This is a genomic window from Flavobacterium amniphilum (genome assembly GCF_023634845.1).
Taxonomy (GTDB): domain Bacteria; phylum Bacteroidota; class Bacteroidia; order Flavobacteriales; family Flavobacteriaceae; genus Flavobacterium; species Flavobacterium amniphilum.
In genome coordinates this window covers 81,311-95,692 of sequence record NZ_JAMLJL010000013.1, presented here as the reverse complement: position 1 = coordinate 95,692, position 14,382 = coordinate 81,311, and the positions used below count along the sequence as shown (strand labels likewise).

15 protein-coding genes are annotated in these 14,382 nt (G+C 37.6%); 6 read left to right on the top strand and 9 right to left on the bottom strand.

The genetic code is table 11. The features are described 5' to 3' along the window. Nucleotides 1–3 precede the first annotated feature (3 nt). Nucleotides 4–732, top strand: coding sequence for a TrmH family RNA methyltransferase (locus tag NAT51_RS14660; protein WP_250599923.1), 729 nt, complete (start codon nucleotides 4–6; stop codon nucleotides 730–732). Here NAT51_RS14660 and porT read toward each other — a convergent pair. The 9 genes from porT to NAT51_RS14615 all read right to left on the bottom strand — a co-directional run bounded on the left by porT (nucleotide 729) and on the right by NAT51_RS14615 (nucleotide 8,023). Beyond that, nucleotides 729–1,439, bottom strand: coding sequence for a type IX secretion/gliding motility protein PorT/SprT (porT, locus tag NAT51_RS14655; protein WP_250599921.1), 711 nt, complete (start codon nucleotides 1,437–1,439; stop codon nucleotides 729–731). The two genes, NAT51_RS14660 and porT, sit on opposite strands and share 4 nt — an antisense overlap. Nucleotides 1,440–1,444: 5 nt before the next feature. Continuing rightward, nucleotides 1,445–2,176 carry a bifunctional demethylmenaquinone methyltransferase/2-methoxy-6-polyprenyl-1,4-benzoquinol methylase UbiE gene (ubiE, locus tag NAT51_RS14650; RefSeq protein WP_250599919.1) on the bottom strand — a complete coding sequence of 244 codons (732 nt, stop codon included), beginning with the start codon at nucleotides 2,174–2,176 and terminating at the stop codon, nucleotides 1,445–1,447. Nucleotides 2,177–2,683: 507 nt separating this feature from the next. Further along, nucleotides 2,684–3,169, bottom strand: coding sequence for a dihydrofolate reductase (locus tag NAT51_RS14645; protein ID WP_250599917.1), 486 nt, complete (start codon nucleotides 3,167–3,169; stop codon nucleotides 2,684–2,686). 3 nt (nucleotides 3,170–3,172) lie between these two features. Continuing rightward, complete coding sequence (locus tag NAT51_RS14640; RefSeq protein WP_250599915.1) at nucleotides 3,173–3,496, bottom strand: 2TM domain-containing protein; 324 nt, start codon at nucleotides 3,494–3,496, stop codon at nucleotides 3,173–3,175. A gap of 42 nt (nucleotides 3,497–3,538) precedes the next feature. Beyond that, complete coding sequence (locus NAT51_RS14635; protein ID WP_250599913.1) at nucleotides 3,539–4,558, bottom strand: energy transducer TonB; 1,020 nt, start codon at nucleotides 4,556–4,558, stop codon at nucleotides 3,539–3,541. An 18-nt stretch (nucleotides 4,559–4,576) separates the two neighbouring features. After that, nucleotides 4,577–5,401 carry a thymidylate synthase gene (locus NAT51_RS14630; protein ID WP_250599911.1) on the bottom strand — a complete coding sequence of 275 codons (825 nt, stop codon included), beginning with the start codon at nucleotides 5,399–5,401 and terminating at the stop codon, nucleotides 4,577–4,579. A gap of 84 nt (nucleotides 5,402–5,485) precedes the next feature. Beyond that, nucleotides 5,486–6,109: a bifunctional nuclease family protein gene (locus NAT51_RS14625; protein ID WP_250599909.1), complete on the bottom strand. Its 624-nt coding sequence runs from the start codon at nucleotides 6,107–6,109 to the stop codon at nucleotides 5,486–5,488. Between the two features lie 104 nt (nucleotides 6,110–6,213). Then, the gene (locus tag NAT51_RS14620) at nucleotides 6,214–7,182 is read right to left on the bottom strand and encodes an electron transfer flavoprotein subunit alpha/FixB family protein (protein WP_250599907.1); all 969 of its coding nucleotides are present in this window, start codon (nucleotides 7,180–7,182) and stop codon (nucleotides 6,214–6,216) included. A 94-nt stretch (nucleotides 7,183–7,276) separates the two neighbouring features. Beyond that, nucleotides 7,277–8,023 carry an electron transfer flavoprotein subunit beta/FixA family protein gene (locus NAT51_RS14615; RefSeq protein WP_250599905.1) on the bottom strand — a complete coding sequence of 249 codons (747 nt, stop codon included), beginning with the start codon at nucleotides 8,021–8,023 and terminating at the stop codon, nucleotides 7,277–7,279. Between the two features lie 612 nt (nucleotides 8,024–8,635). Between NAT51_RS14615 and NAT51_RS14610 the strand changes: the two genes are divergently transcribed. The 5 genes from NAT51_RS14610 to NAT51_RS14590 all read left to right on the top strand — a co-directional run bounded on the left by NAT51_RS14610 (nucleotide 8,636) and on the right by NAT51_RS14590 (nucleotide 14,326). Next, on the top strand, nucleotides 8,636–9,151 hold the full coding sequence (locus NAT51_RS14610; protein WP_250599903.1) for an alpha/beta hydrolase: 516 nt from the start codon (nucleotides 8,636–8,638) through the stop codon (nucleotides 9,149–9,151). Then, nucleotides 9,117–9,851 carry a tetratricopeptide repeat protein gene (locus tag NAT51_RS14605; RefSeq protein ID WP_250599901.1) on the top strand — a complete coding sequence of 245 codons (735 nt, stop codon included), beginning with the start codon at nucleotides 9,117–9,119 and terminating at the stop codon, nucleotides 9,849–9,851. Before NAT51_RS14610 ends, NAT51_RS14605 begins: the two co-directional genes overlap by 35 nt. A gap of 273 nt (nucleotides 9,852–10,124) precedes the next feature. Next, nucleotides 10,125–11,102, top strand: coding sequence for a pyruvate dehydrogenase complex E1 component subunit beta (locus tag NAT51_RS14600; RefSeq protein WP_250599899.1), 978 nt, complete (start codon nucleotides 10,125–10,127; stop codon nucleotides 11,100–11,102). Nucleotides 11,103–11,246: 144 nt separating this feature from the next. Further along, entirely contained in the window at nucleotides 11,247–13,715 is a 2,469-nt protein-coding gene (locus NAT51_RS14595; protein WP_250599897.1) for a DUF5686 family protein, read from the top strand. After that, on the top strand, nucleotides 13,715–14,326 hold the full coding sequence (locus tag NAT51_RS14590) for a DNA-3-methyladenine glycosylase family protein (protein WP_250599895.1): 612 nt from the start codon (nucleotides 13,715–13,717) through the stop codon (nucleotides 14,324–14,326). Before NAT51_RS14595 ends, NAT51_RS14590 begins: the two co-directional genes overlap by 1 nt. Nucleotides 14,327–14,382: the final 56 nt, after the last annotated feature.

The window sequence follows — 14,382 nt, the reverse complement described above, 5'->3', positions numbered from 1 at the left end:
TTTATGGTTAGTAAAAATCAAATAAAACTTATAACGGGCTTACAGCAAAAAAAATATAGAAAAGAACATCAATTATTTATAGTTGAAGGTGTAAAAGGGATTGAGGAATTACTGAATTCCGATTTTGAGCTTGAACACCTTTTCGTGACGGATAATCTGTTTTTAAATGTGCCGGATTATAAAAGATCAATAATTTCCGAAGCAGAATTGAAAAAGATTTCAGCTTTGAGCACTGCAAATGATTGCCTGGCTTTGTTTAAGATTCCGGCTGAAGGTAAAATAAATGGCGAAGGGTTAGTAGTTGCACTTGACGATATTCGTGATCCGGGAAACCTTGGGACTATCATCCGTTTGTGCGATTGGTTTGGTGTTAAACAGATAGTTTGTTCGATGCAAACTGTTGATGTTTACAATCCGAAAGTGGTTCAGGCCACAATGGGATCCATTTCGCGTGTGAATGTTTCCTATGTTGATCTGGATGCGTATTTGCAGCAATCATCAAAAGAAATTTTTGGCACCTTCATGGAAGGAAATAACATCTACAAAAGTGAATTGCCTCAAGATGGAATTATCGTTTTAGGTAATGAAGCCAATGGAATTTCTAAATCAATAGAAAAATTAGTTACACGTAAAATCTCAATTCCGCGCTTTGGGGATTTACAGCAAACGGAAAGCCTTAACGTCGCAACAGCAACCGCTATCGTTCTGAGTGAATTTAAACGTAATTTTTAGTGGAATGCGAAATTGATGAAGATTCCGCGTGTCGACATGCTTGCTACATTTCCAGTCCATGGGCTGTTTGGGTCTGCATCGGGAATAATTTCATTTTTTAAACCAAAAACACCACGGATGGAAGGTGAAAATTTGAAATATTCAAAATACATGTCAATGCCTAATCCCAGTTCATAGTTGTTCGAATTTTTTACCATTCTGAAACGATTAGCCGAGTTGTCGTCAGGAGAGTTTGCATTACTGGATAAATTCAATGAGCTTGATAAGCCACCTATGATATAAGGTTTTACATTACCCATTCTTTTAGAAGAAAACTTAGCTAATAATGGCAAGTGGATATAAGTCGATTTTACTTCTCTTAAACGGTCAACCGGATCTGTCATGTTGGGAAAGGTTAAATTTCGTTGTCCGTAATTTAATCCGGGTTCAAAACGCAAATCGATGTAGTCATTGATTCTTAAATTCGCAATTAAACCAACATTGAAACCGGTTTGGCTGTCAACCAAAATGTCCTTGTCGTCAAATCTCTTGTCAAACTTGAAGTCGTAATTGTTAAAACCAAGGTAAAAACCAAAATGAATTCTTTGTTTGTCAAAGTTTTCTAAATTGATAAGTGGTTTTTTGGCAAACATGCTTTTTTTAAAAATTTGCGCATTTGCCGAAGCTGAAACGATAATCAGTAATATGAAGAAAATTTTTTTAGTCATTCCGGTTATTTTTTTGATGCGCTGTAAATTGTTGCCACTCCGAATGTTTGGGGTAGGTTTCTAACATCTATAAACCCAATATTACGTAAAATATTGTTTAAACGCTCACCATGTGGGAATATTGAAGCCGAATCGGATAAATATTTATAGGCAACTTTATCTTTTGAAAATAAACGACCTATTAGTGGCATAATGTTTTTAGTGTAAAGATTATATCCTTGTTTAAAAGGGAACTTTTCAGGAACCGAAGTTTCCAAAATCACAAATTGTCCTCCGGACTTTAAAACGCGAAGTATTTCAGATAGTCCGGCGTCAAGGTTTTCAAAGTTACGGATACCGAAAGCAACGGTTATGGCGTCAAAGGTATTGTCTTCAAAAGGAATTTTTTCTCCGTCTCCCAAAACCATTTCAATACGGTTCGAAAGGTTTTTGGCTGCTATTTTCTGTTTGCCAATTTCCAGCATTCCTGCCGAAATATCCAAGCCAACAATTTTGTCTGTATCAATCTGTGAAAGTAATATGGCTAAATCACCAGTTCCCGTAGCAACATCCAAAATCATCTTCGGATTTTTGGAAGCTACCATTTTGACAATTTTTTTTCGCCATGAAACATCAACGCCAAATGAAATTACCCGATTCAGATTGTCGTATTCTGATGAGATTGTATCGAACATTTTAGCGACCTGTTCCTTCTTTGTTGAGTCGGAATTTTTATATGGTTTGGTACTGATTGACATAAAATAATTTTCAACAAATATAGAATTAAATTTTTAATAGCTAAAAGTGTGTATTTGGGCGAATAATTTATGTTTTTTATCGTTTTTCTAACTAAAATCTGGTATTTTTTAAAATACTAACTATTTGGTATTGTGACATTTAAAAAAATGTTTTAAATTTATAATCTGATAATCTCGTTAAAATGTTCAAACATTTAGTGGCAGAAAAAAAGAATTAACAGACACGGTTAATTGTAATTATTTCAATCGAGCTTTGGCAATTGTTACCCAATTGCTTAAAAAGTGTCACAAACGTTCTTTGGGTTAAATTTGTTTTTGGAAATTTTAGTTTTTGTTGTATTACTTTAGTGGTATTTGGTGATATAACATAGAGATTCTAATCTCGGTTTTTTTTGGCCAATACAATATTGGTGGAACATTAAAAACTTTTTTCTTTGATTGGATAATGCCGAAAACGATATTATTAGAAAAAACATCTCTTAGGAGATGTTTTTTTTTGGAATTAACTTAAGTTTTATAATACGTTTCGAATGTAAAAGGGTAGGCGTGTTTTTCATCTTTATCATGAAAATCACTGGATTTCAACTTCCAGTTCTGTAGATTGATTTCGGGGAAGAAAGTGTCGGCATCAAATGCAGCGTGAACGCGTGTAAGTTCTATGCAGTCGGCTGTTTCGATAGACTGTTTGTAAATTTCTCCACCACCAATGACAAAAATGTCCTGATCTTTTGGGCAGGCTTCAATGGCTTTTTTAAATGAATTGACAACAATACATCCTTCCGGAGCAATATAATCCATCCTTCTTGTTATAATCACATGGGTGCGGTTAGGAAGAGGTTTAGGGAAGCTTTCAAAGGTTTTTCTTCCCATGATGATATAATGTCCGGTGGTTAGTGTTTTAAAACGCTTGAAATCATCCGGTAAATGCCAGAGTAAGTCATTGTCTTTTCCTAATTCATTGTTTTGACCTGCAGCAGCAATCAGTATAATCATTGGTTATTGTTTGTCTAAGTCTTTTTGTAATTGTTCGATTTTACGCTCCTGTTTTGCGATTAGTTTGTCGATTTGCTCACGCTCCCATTTTTTGTTCATGAAGCTGTCGGTTATAAAAACCCTGATGAAGTGCAATACAAAAATAAAGGCCCAAATAGTAATAGCCCATAATGACCAATGGGTTTCAGGCATGACTCCTAAGAATTTATTGGCAACAACGCAAAAGATACTGCCTAATACAAAGAGAACAAAATGAAAATAGAGGTGTTTTTTCTGTTTCAGACGCAAACGGGCGTACTCATACAATTCGTGTTGGTTAGTGTCCATAAGAGTTAGGTTTACGATTTAAAGATAAGAGTTTTTTTGTAATTATTGCAGTTTGGCCATAATTGGGAGTGCAAACCTGAACCGGGCATTTTTACCTCTTACTTTTCCGGGAATCCATTTTTCATACAGGGAAACTGCTTTAATGGCTTGTTGGTCTAATCCGTGGTTAAGGCCTTTGAAGATCCTGATATTGTCTATGTTTCCGTCTTTTTCTACTATAAATTCCACAATGATCTTTCCTTCGATATTCATTCTTCTTGCTTCGGCGGTGTAAATAAAATTTTTGGCAATAAACTGTCCGAAATCCTGAATGCCTTTTTCCGGTTTAGCCTGTATCCAAAGTTCAGTGTATATGGTTTTCTCGCCATTTGAATCTGTGAATTCACCTTTTATGAATTTTCCTTTGTCAAAAGTTTCATGATATTTTTCATTGTTCTCTTTGTTGAGTTCTGTCCATTCTCCTTGTTTTAAACTGTCTGCGACGGTTCCGTATATTTTAACAGAAGCATTTTCAATGTTATAAATTCCTTTTCCGTCTTTTACAGTTTGGATGTTGTCTTTACTCCAGGCTTGTGCAATTTTATTGTTGCTGTTATCCTGACTGTCAAAATCCCTGATTTCGACAGATTGTTTGTTTCCGTTTTCGTAGTATAGACGCAACAATGACTTCTTAGTCGATTTGTCAGAATGTACTTCTTCTTTAAGTTTTCCGTTTTTATGCCATTTAGTTGATATGTCGATTCCTTTTTCGGAATTTGAAGATTTGAATTCCAGTTCTTTGTTTCCGTTTTCGTTGTATTCCGTGAAGTCTCCAACAGGTGATAATGGTCCTTCTTTGTCTTTTACGGTGAACTCTTTCTTTTTTTGTCCGGAGCGGTAGTAATCGGTTACTTCGTATTTTTCTTTATCGGTAGCAAAATCTTTAATGATTCTTATATAATGATGGCCTTCTTCGGTTGTTGGGATGCTAAGTGAATCCAGAAATATTTTTTTATCATTTTCATTTTGTGCCAATAAGATATTCGTAGCTAATAAGAGTGCTACACGCAGTATGTTTTTCATATAGGATGTTAGTGTTTGTTAAATTGCAACCTGTCCCTTGATATGCGGATGCGGATCGTAGTCAACCAATGTGAAATCTTCGAATTTGAAATCAAAGATGTTTTTTACCTCAGGGTTCAGAACCATTTTCGGTAACGGTTTTGGATCACGGCTTAGTTGTAATTCCAATTGTTCAATGTGGTTGTTGTATATGTGGGCATCTCCGAAGGTATGGATGAATTCTCCAGGTTGTAAACCACAAACTTGTGCTACCATTAAAGTGAACAAGGCGTAAGATGCAATGTTGAAAGGTACACCTAAAAAGATGTCGGCGCTTCTTTGGTATAATTGACATGATAATTTACCGTCGGCAACGTAGAATTGGAAAAAAGCGTGGCACGGAGGCAAGGCAGCTTTTCCGTTGGCAACATTTTCGGCAAAAGAAGTTGTGGTATCGGGTAATACCGAAGGGTTCCATGCGGATACCAGCATTCTTCTGCTGTTTGGATTGGTTTTTAAGGTCTCGATCAGTTCTGTAATCTGATCAATTTCCTCACTGTTCCAGTTGCGCCACTGATGACCGTAAACAGGACCTAGGTCTCCGTTTTCATCGGCCCATTCATCCCAGATGCGGACGCCGTTTTCTTTTAAATAGGCAATGTTGGTTTCGCCTTTTAAAAACCATAGCAATTCATGAACAATCGATTTCATGTGAAGCTTTTTAGTGGTTACCATCGGGAAGCCTTCATTTAAGTCAAAACGCATCTGATAGCCGAAAACGCTAATGGTTCCGGTTCCGGTTCTGTCTCCCTTCTGATTTCCGTTATCTAAAACGTGCTTAACTAAATCTAAATATTGTTTCATTCTGTATTGCTGTGACTTTAGGCTTTAGGCAGTAAGCTTGCGTTTTTGAATGCCTGTGGCTTACGGCTTATTGCATAAAGCAATTTAAGATTCTCTTTTTGAAATTTCGTCCCTGACTTTAGCTGCCTTTTCATAGTCTTCTTCCTGTACGGCCTGCTCAAGCATTTCGTGTAATTCCGACAGGCTGAATTTAGCGTAAGTATTTTGGGTGTCTGTGCTTTCTTCCAGGCCGAATGTTTCGGGAGCTGAAAGCACGTCGTCAATATTCTCCTCCGGATTGTCTGTTTCAGGGTTTACCTTCAGATAAATACCGGCTTTGTCCAAAATGTTTTTGTAAGTAAAAATAGGTGCATTAAAACGCAGGGCCAAAGCAATGGCATCCGATGTTCTTGCATCGATGATTTCCTCAATTTTGTCGCGCTCACAAATCATACTGGAGTAAAATACCCCGTCTACCAACTTGTGGATGATGACTTGTTTGATGACGATGTCAAAACGCTCGGCAAAGTTTTTAAACAAATCATGTGTCAATGGTCTCGGAGGTTTTATTTCTTTCTCCAGAGCAATGGCAATCGACTGTGCTTCGAAAGCTCCGATAACAATCGGTAATTTACGGTCGCCGTCGACTTCATTCAAAATTAATGCGTATGCCCCGTTTTGGGTTTGACTATAGGATATTCCTTTTATGGATAGCTTTACTAAACTCATTTTATGGCTGTGAATATATCATTGCAAAGTAACAAAAAACTTTGGGTTGTAGAAATAAAAAAGAGCCACAATTTGTGACTCTTTAAGCAGGGTTAAGAAAACCTTTATGAATTTTGCGCTTTGAACGCTTTTAATTTTTCAATTAATTTTGGTAATACATCAAAAGCATCACCTACTACACCGTAATCGGCTACTTTGAAGAAAGGAGCATCTGGGTCAGAATTGATGGCAACTTTTACTTTAGATGAGTTGATACCTGCAATGTGTTGGATAGCACCTGAAATACCTACTGCGATGTATAAATTAGTCGCTACCGGTTTTCCTGTTTGTCCTACGTGCTCACTGTGAGGTCTCCATCCTAAATCGGATACCGGTTTTGAACAAGCAGTAGCAGCGCCTAAAACAGAAGCTAATTCTTCGATCATACCCCAGTTTTCAGGACCTTTTAATCCACGTCCTCCTGATACCACTACATCAGCATCGGCGATTGTTACTTTTCCGGATCCTTTTTCAACTGATTGTACTTTTACGCCAAAGTCAGCATCAGAGATTGACGGAGCGAAATCTTCAGCTGCAGCAGCACCTGTTGATTCTACTAATCCGTAGCTGTTTTTACCGATAGCCAATACTTTAACATCAGTAGTGATTTCAGTGATGTTGAACGCTTTGTTAGAGAAAGCATTTCTCTTCACCTGGAAAGGAGCGGTGCTTATTGGTAATGCCACAACGTTTGATGCGTAACCTGCGTTTAAGTTAACGGCTACAAGCGGAGCAACATATAAACTGTCTGTAGTTGATGATAAGATGACGATTTTAGCGCTTTCTTTTTCTGCTGCCTGTTTGATGGCATCAGCGTATGCTTTTGCAGTGAAGTTAGCTAATTTATCATTTGTTACTTTTAATACTTTATCTACACCGTATTTTCCTAATTCGGAAACGTCACCTGCATTGATAGTTAAAGCGGTTACGGTTGTGCCTGTAGATTCGGCGATTTTTTTTGCGTAAGAAGCTAATTCAAAAGCTACCTTCTTGAATTTTCCTTCTGCTGATTCTGCGTATATTAATATAGACATGATTATTTTTTTTAGTTTAAAAGTCGAAGGTCGAAAGTTGAAAGTCAGGAGTTAAATAACTTTAAGACTTTTGGCTTTAGACTTTAGACTGAAATTAGATAACTTTAGCTTCGTTGTGTAATAAGTTGATTAATTCATCTAAATTATCAGGGCTTACTAATTTCACAGCTGATTTAGGAGCCGGTTTTTCAAATTTAACTGCTTTAGTTGCAACATCAGCACCAACAGGTTCCAATACCTGTAAAGCTTTTGTTCTTGCCGTCATGATGCCGCGCATGTTTGGAATGCGTAGATCTTTCTCTTCAACCAATCCTTTTTGACCACCAACGATCAATGGTAAAGTTGTAGTAACGGTTTCTTTTCCACCGTCAATTTCACGGACAGCTGTAGCATTATTACCGTCTACTTTTAAATCGATACAAGAGTTTACGAAGTTAGAACCTAAAATTCCTGCAATCATACCCGGAACCATTCCGCCGTTGTAGTCTAATGATTCTCTTCCTGCGATTACTAAATCGTACCCGCCGTTTTTGATTACTTCCGCTAATTGTTTTGCTACAAATAAACCGTCAGTAGGGTTAGCATTTACGCGGATTGCTTCGTTTGCACCAATTGCCAATGCTTTTCTTAAAGTTGGCTCAGTATCAGGACCTCCCACATTCACAACCGTTACGTTTGCGCCTTGTTGTTCCTGGAACCAGATCGCTCTTGTTAAACCAAATTCGTCATTTGGATTAATTACATATTGTACACCGTTAGTGTCAAATTCTGAATCACCATTGGTAAAGTTAATTTTTGAAGTAGTATCAGGCACATGGCTGATGCAAACTAATATTTTCATCGTTTAATAAATTGGTTTTTACAAAATTGAATGACAAATTTAATTAAAAAAACGAAATAATACTATGCGTGCATAATATTTTTTTTCAAACTATTTCGTTTTCGCATTTTTTTATACCGGCGCGGTTTATTCCGGTATTAACTGAGGTGTTGTATTTGTTGGTTTAACGGGTTTTTGTGTATATGTAATTAATAATCAGTGGGGAAGGGTGAATTGCTCTAGTTGGGGTAGGGGAAAACTGATGGTTTGGATTTGGGGTATTCTTATAGTATAGCTTTTGGTGTGCACTTATACACGCTATAAATACGCTATAAGTACGCTATAAGTACGCTATAAGTACGCTATAAGTACGCCATATATCGGAAGATTTAAAAATTTAAAGATTGAAGAATTTAAAGATTGTGTGCATATTGATGGTTTAGGTAGTTGATAGTTTTTAAGGCATTGGGTAAATAGGTTGATAACTTAAATAATGTTTTATATTTGCGTGTAAAATCGTACAAAAAATATCTTGTAATAGAAGCGGAATGTGAAAATCAATAGGTAGCTTAAGAGAATAAGTACTGTTGTGTTGCGTGTTATTGACAAGATTCTGAAATTCTTTAAAACGTTATGAAATCATTTTTTTATTGTTTAGCATTATTACTATCCGTTGTTTCTGCCAAAGCCCAGGAAAGTAATCTGTTTACTGTTGGGTCTGAGAAAAGTATGTTTTCCAAAATATTAGGAGAGCAGCGCAAAGTCTGGATTCATGTGCCCAATAGCAACGGAGGAGATAAAGTTGTATCCAAAGAACGTTATCCGGTAATTTACCTGCTGGACGGCAATGAAAATTTCAAAACTGTGGTCAGTATTACGGAGCATATGAGCGAATCAGGACTTTGTCCGCCCATGATTGTTGTGGGAATACTTCATCCCGACCGATTGATTGATTTGACTGTGGGTACCGATAAAGAATTGCCTGATGTTGTGGGAGGCGGAGAGAAATTCATGTCTTATGTTGAAAAGGAGCTTATTCCGTATGTTAATTCGACTTATCCAACCACTTCTTATAAAACACTTATAGGGCATTCTTTGGGGGGGGTTGACTGTTGTGCGGACGCTTTTACATCAATCCAACCTTTTTAATTCCTATGTTTCACTTGACGGTGCGTTATGGTGGGACAATCAGAAAACCGTAAAAGAAGCGAAGGCCATTTTGCCGGTTAAAAAATACAAAGGCAAAACGTTGTTTATGGCTTTGGTAAACAGAATGGAGAAAGGAGTTGACACGCTTAGTGTTCAGAAAGAGACCAGTGGTGCTACACGACTTCTACGCAGTAATCTGGAATTTGTTAAAAACCTTTCCAAAAACAGGAAGAACCAATTGCGTTTCAAGCATGTTTTTTATGAGAATGACGATCATAATTCTGTTAGGCTGATAGGTGAATATGATGCGCTTCGTTTTATTTTTTATTTTTACAAGCTTAAAATCTACGACAGTGAATTAGATAATCCTGCTTTTAAATTAGAGGAAGTCATTGTGTCGCACTATAAAAAAGCCTCTGAACAAATGGGGTATACTGTTAAACCGAATGAAAGTCAAATCAACAATTTTGGGTATAAGATGCTTGGGAAAAAACAATTTGCCAAGGCTGAAGCCCTGTTTAAGCTCAATATTACCAATTATCCGGAAAGTGCCAACTGTTATGATTCCATGGGCGATTACTATTTAGCGAAAGAAGACAAGGCAAAAGCGATATCCAATTTCAAAAAAGCATTAACACTTAAAGAAGTAGCTGAAACGAGGGAAAAACTGGAGATGTTGCTGAAGGAAAAAAAAGCGTAATTTTTTTGATTGAATGATTATTGGATTTCTTGGAAATTTAGATGCATTCGGTAATATCGAGGTGCAACTTTTGGAATTTAGTAATTGGAATTTGGAATTTTCCTTTGTTAAAATAGTGTTGCTGTAATTGAAAAGTGTGGTGAAATTACCCGTCAGGTATAAAATGCCTGAAAAGGACTTTGGCTAAAAATCTAAAATTCTAATAATCTAACCTTCTAACTCATTTTAATTTTTTATTTTTGCGTTTCAATTTTACAGAGATACATATATTATATGAGAACTATACAATTTAGAGAAGCGGTTTGTGAAGCGATGAGCGAAGAAATGCGTCGTGACGAATCAGTATATTTAATGGGTGAGGAAGTAGCAGAATACAATGGAGCTTATAAAGCTTCAAAGGGTATGCTTGATGAGTTTGGACCGAAAAGAGTTATCGATACGCCGATTGCTGAATTAGGTTTTGCCGGTATTGCGGTAGGTTCTGCCATGAACGGTTGCCGTCCGATTGTTGAATTCATGACGTTCAACTTCTCATTGGTAGGTATTGATCAAATTATCAACAATGCTGCTAAAATGCGCCAGATGTCTGCAGGTCAGTTCTCAATGCCGATGGTATTCCGTGGTCCGACAGCTTCTGCAGGTCAGTTAGGTGCAACACACTCACAGGCTTTTGAAAACTGGTTTGCCAATACTCCGGGACTAAAAGTAGTAGTTCCTTCTACTCCTTATGATGCTAAAGGTTTATTGAAAGCGGCAATCCGTGACAATGATCCGGTTATCTTCATGGAATCAGAGCAAATGTATGGTGATAAAGGAGAAGTGCCTGACGGAGAATATATCATTCCGCTTGGTGTCGCTGATATCAAAAGAGAAGGAAGTGATGTGACAATTGTTTCTTTCGGTAAGATTATCAAAGAAGCTTTAACTGCTGCTGAAGAATTAGCAAAAGAAGGAATTTCTGCTGAGGTAATCGATTTGCGTACCGTTCGTCCTATGGATTATGACTGTATCATCAATTCAGTAAAGAAAACCAACCGTTTAGTGGTATTGGAAGAAGCTTGGCCATTTGCTTCGGTTGCTTCTGAAATTACTTATATGGTTCAGGAAAGAGCTTTCGATTATTTAGATGCTCCGGTACAAAGAATCACAACAGCTGATGCTCCGGCCCCTTATTCTCCGACATTGTTGAAAGAATGGTTGCCAAATGCTCAGGATGTAGTGAAAGCTGTTAAAAAAGTAATGTATAAATAGGTTGTTGGATTGTTAGATAGTTCGATTTTTAGTGGACTGGATTTTAGGAATCTACAGGCTAAAAAATCAAGCGTCGGAAAAACCATTAATCTAAAAAATAATTATATTTGGAACTCCGTCATTCAGACGGAGTTTTTTATTGCTATGAAAAGAATTTATGCCCTATTATTGCTATTGTTTACCTTAGCCTCGGTTGCCCAGACCAAAGTGGGCGGTGTGGTTTATGATGATACCAAGCAAACTATTCCATATGCCAATATTTGTTTCAAAGGAACCCGCGAATGCGTGACTGCTGATGAAAATGGTAAATTTTATATCCAATCTGAAAACGACCATGCTATATTGGTGGTTTCCTATGTGGGTTTTCAAACCGTTGAAGTCAAGCTGGATAAGCAGGTTACTTATGGGCTGAAAGTTGTTTTTGGCGGGACAAACCAATTGGATGAGGTGAAAGTTTATGGAGGGAAAACCTCCAAGAAGAATAATCCTGCGCTTGATATCCTTCGGAAAATATGGGAAAAGAAACGTTCAAACGGATTGTATATGTTTGACCAGTATGCCATGAAGAAGTATGAAAAAGTGGAGTTTGATATGAATTCCATTGATTCGGCTTTTATGAAAAACAGAGTTTTCAAAGGTTTGGAGTTTATATTCAAGCAAGTGGATACATCCAAAGTTACCGGGAAGACCTATTTGCCTATTTTTATCAATGAGTCACTTTACGATGTGTATGGTGATAATCCTAAAAAGAAGCGGAAAGAAGTTTTGGTGGGTAACAAAAACTCCGGATTAGGAGAAGGAGCCGGGGTTGAAACTTTTATCAAAGACTTGTATTCCGATTATGATATTTACAACAACTACCTGAATTTCTTTGATAAGAATTTTGTGAGTCCGTTGTCAAGAACCGGAATCAATACTTATAATTATGTCCTGACCGACAGTACGATGATCGATAAGAAATGGTGTTATAACATTGTGTTTTATCCCCGCCGTAAAAACGAGTTGACTTTTAAAGGGGATTTTTGGGTTAACGATACCACTTTTGCGATCAAACAGATCAAAATGGCAGCTTCCAAGAGCGCCAATATCAACTGGGTAAAAGATATTTATATTGAGCAGGAGTTTGATGTGTTGAATGATTCTGTTTTCTTACTGAAAAGAGATTATATGATGTCTGATTTTGCGTTGAGCAAGAAAGAAACATCCAAGGGAGTGTATGGAAAACGTACCACTATTTTCAGTGACCATAAATTCAACGAGGAAAAAGACGATAAGTTTTACAAGGAAAGTGTAAATGATTTTGATCCGAAAGCCTATAAGCGGGATGAGGCCTTTTGGGAAGAAAACCGGATGGAAAACCTGAGCAAGGATGAAATGGGTGTGTATAAAATGCTCGATACCCTGAAAACCGTCAAGAAGTTCAAGCAGATGTATAATCTGACGACTATTTTGGCCAGTGGTTATATTCAGAAAGGAAACTTTGATTTAGGGCCGATTTATTCCATCTTCGGAAATAACGATGTGGAAGGACAGCGTTTGCGTTTCGGGGCCAGAACCTATTTTGGTGCCAATGACTTATGGAGGATAGAGGGGTATACCGCCTATGGATTCAGGGATAACAAATTCAAATACGGTATTTCAGGAAAATGGATGGTCAATAAAAAGAACCGTTTGATTTTGACGATAGGTAACCGCAGGGATGTTGAGCAGATCGGGGTGAGTTTAACGACATCCAATGATGTGTTGGGGCGTAGTTTTGCTTCGTCTTCAGTGTTTGCCAGTGGTGATAACAGTAAGCTGACCAATGTGAAGCTGACCTCAGTTGCGGCAGAAATTGAGCCCTTAAAAAGCTTTATTATTAAAACCGGGTTTACGCACAGGTCTTTGAAATCGGCTTCGCCTACTTTTAGTTTGGATTACCTGCAAAACGGGAATATAGTGTCAGAAATCAACCAGTCAGAATTGTCTTTCGGATTTGATTATACGCCAAAACGTAAAACAGTAGGGTATGGTGTTGAACGGTTGGAAGTCGATAATAATTACTCCCGCATCTTTGTGAATTACAGTCAGGGAGTGAGAGGGTTGTTTAACAGTGATTTCAATTACAGTAAAATTCAGTTGTACTACCGTCAGCCTATTTATCTGGGCGGTATGGGAAGGTTGTTCACTACATTCGAAACCGGAAAGATATTTGGTCAGGTGCCGCTTGGTTTAATGGCCGTTGTGCCGGGTAACCAGTCGTACTTTGTGATTGATAATACCTATAATTTGATGAACTATTACGAATTTGTAACCGATCAGTATACATCTTTGCATTTGGAGCATCATTTCAACGGAAGGATTTTTTCCAGAATTCCATTCATGAAAAAACTGAACTGGAGAGAGATTGTTGGGGTTAAGGCAGTTTATGGTAGTGTTTCCGATGAAAACAAAGCGATCAATGCTTCCGGTATTAATTATCTGGCACCTACTAAAGGATACTGGGAATACCATGCCGGTGTTGCGAATATCTTTAAGGTGTTCCGTGTTGATTTTGCCTGGAGAGGAAATTACCTGGAATTGCCCGATGCCAAGAAATTTACGGTTAAAGCAGGATTTGGTTTCTATTTCTAATGGAAAAAGCATTTCAATATTTGGCTGAAAATGATTCGGTCTTTCAGCATATCATCAATACTTACGGTCTGCCGGAAATCATTCCGTCCAGACCGGAAGGTTTTGAAACGCTGGTATTGCTGATTTTGGAGCAACAGGTGTCGATTGATTCGGCAAAGGCTACTTTTTTGCGGATTCGGGAAAGTGTTATTGAAATCAAACCGGAAAACCTGGTTCATTTGACGGAAGAAGAATTCCGTGCTTTTGGTGTCAGCCGCCAGAAGGCAAAATACATCAAATGCCTTGCGGAGGCGGTTTTGGATAATTCCATCGACCTGGCTTCCCTTTCTTCAAAACCATCCGATCATGTACGGGAAGAACTGATCCAATTGAAAGGAATCGGTAACTGGACCATTGATATTTACCTCATGTTCTGTCTGAAAAAAGAGGATGTACTTCCTTTAGGCGACGTTGCAGTTGTGAATACGATGAAAGAATTGCTGGATATTCACGATAAAACCGAGATGGATACGTATGCAGAGCGTTGGTCTCCGTATAAAACGTATGCTGCTTTCTTGCTGTGGCACTACTATTTACAGAAAAGAGGAAGGAAAATTACCTACCAATATTAAGAAAAGGATAAATTTTTAAAAAAAGTTCCATTTTCACTCTTTTAACTTCTAACTTT

What these genes read in the sequence shown, in the direction of transcription:
- NAT51_RS14645 (WP_250599917.1), bottom strand. Translation starts at nt 3,169, where the DNA reads ATGATTATACTGATTGCTGCTGCAGGTCAAAACAATGAATTAGGAAAA.
- ubiE (WP_250599919.1), bottom strand. Translation starts at nt 2,176, where the DNA reads ATGTCAATCAGTACCAAACCATATAAAAATTCCGACTCAACAAAGAAG.
- NAT51_RS14630 (WP_250599911.1), bottom strand. Translation starts at nt 5,401, where the DNA reads ATGAAACAATATTTAGATTTAGTTAAGCACGTTTTAGATAACGGAAAT.
- NAT51_RS14625 (WP_250599909.1), bottom strand. Translation starts at nt 6,109, where the DNA reads ATGAGTTTAGTAAAGCTATCCATAAAAGGAATATCCTATAGTCAAACC.
- NAT51_RS14635 (WP_250599913.1), bottom strand. Translation starts at nt 4,558, where the DNA reads ATGAAAAACATACTGCGTGTAGCACTCTTATTAGCTACGAATATCTTA.
- NAT51_RS14600 (WP_250599899.1), top strand. Translation starts at nt 10,125, where the DNA reads ATGAGAACTATACAATTTAGAGAAGCGGTTTGTGAAGCGATGAGCGAA.
- NAT51_RS14615 (WP_250599905.1), bottom strand. Translation starts at nt 8,023, where the DNA reads ATGAAAATATTAGTTTGCATCAGCCATGTGCCTGATACTACTTCAAAA.
- NAT51_RS14620 (WP_250599907.1), bottom strand. Translation starts at nt 7,182, where the DNA reads ATGTCTATATTAATATACGCAGAATCAGCAGAAGGAAAATTCAAGAAG.
- NAT51_RS14590 (WP_250599895.1), top strand. Translation starts at nt 13,715, where the DNA reads ATGGAAAAAGCATTTCAATATTTGGCTGAAAATGATTCGGTCTTTCAG.
- NAT51_RS14595 (WP_250599897.1), top strand. Translation starts at nt 11,247, where the DNA reads ATGAAAAGAATTTATGCCCTATTATTGCTATTGTTTACCTTAGCCTCG.
- NAT51_RS14610 (WP_250599903.1), top strand. Translation starts at nt 8,636, where the DNA reads ATGAAATCATTTTTTTATTGTTTAGCATTATTACTATCCGTTGTTTCT.
- NAT51_RS14660 (WP_250599923.1), top strand. Translation starts at nt 4, where the DNA reads ATGGTTAGTAAAAATCAAATAAAACTTATAACGGGCTTACAGCAAAAA.
- porT (WP_250599921.1), bottom strand. Translation starts at nt 1,439, where the DNA reads ATGACTAAAAAAATTTTCTTCATATTACTGATTATCGTTTCAGCTTCG.
- NAT51_RS14640 (WP_250599915.1), bottom strand. Translation starts at nt 3,496, where the DNA reads ATGGACACTAACCAACACGAATTGTATGAGTACGCCCGTTTGCGTCTG.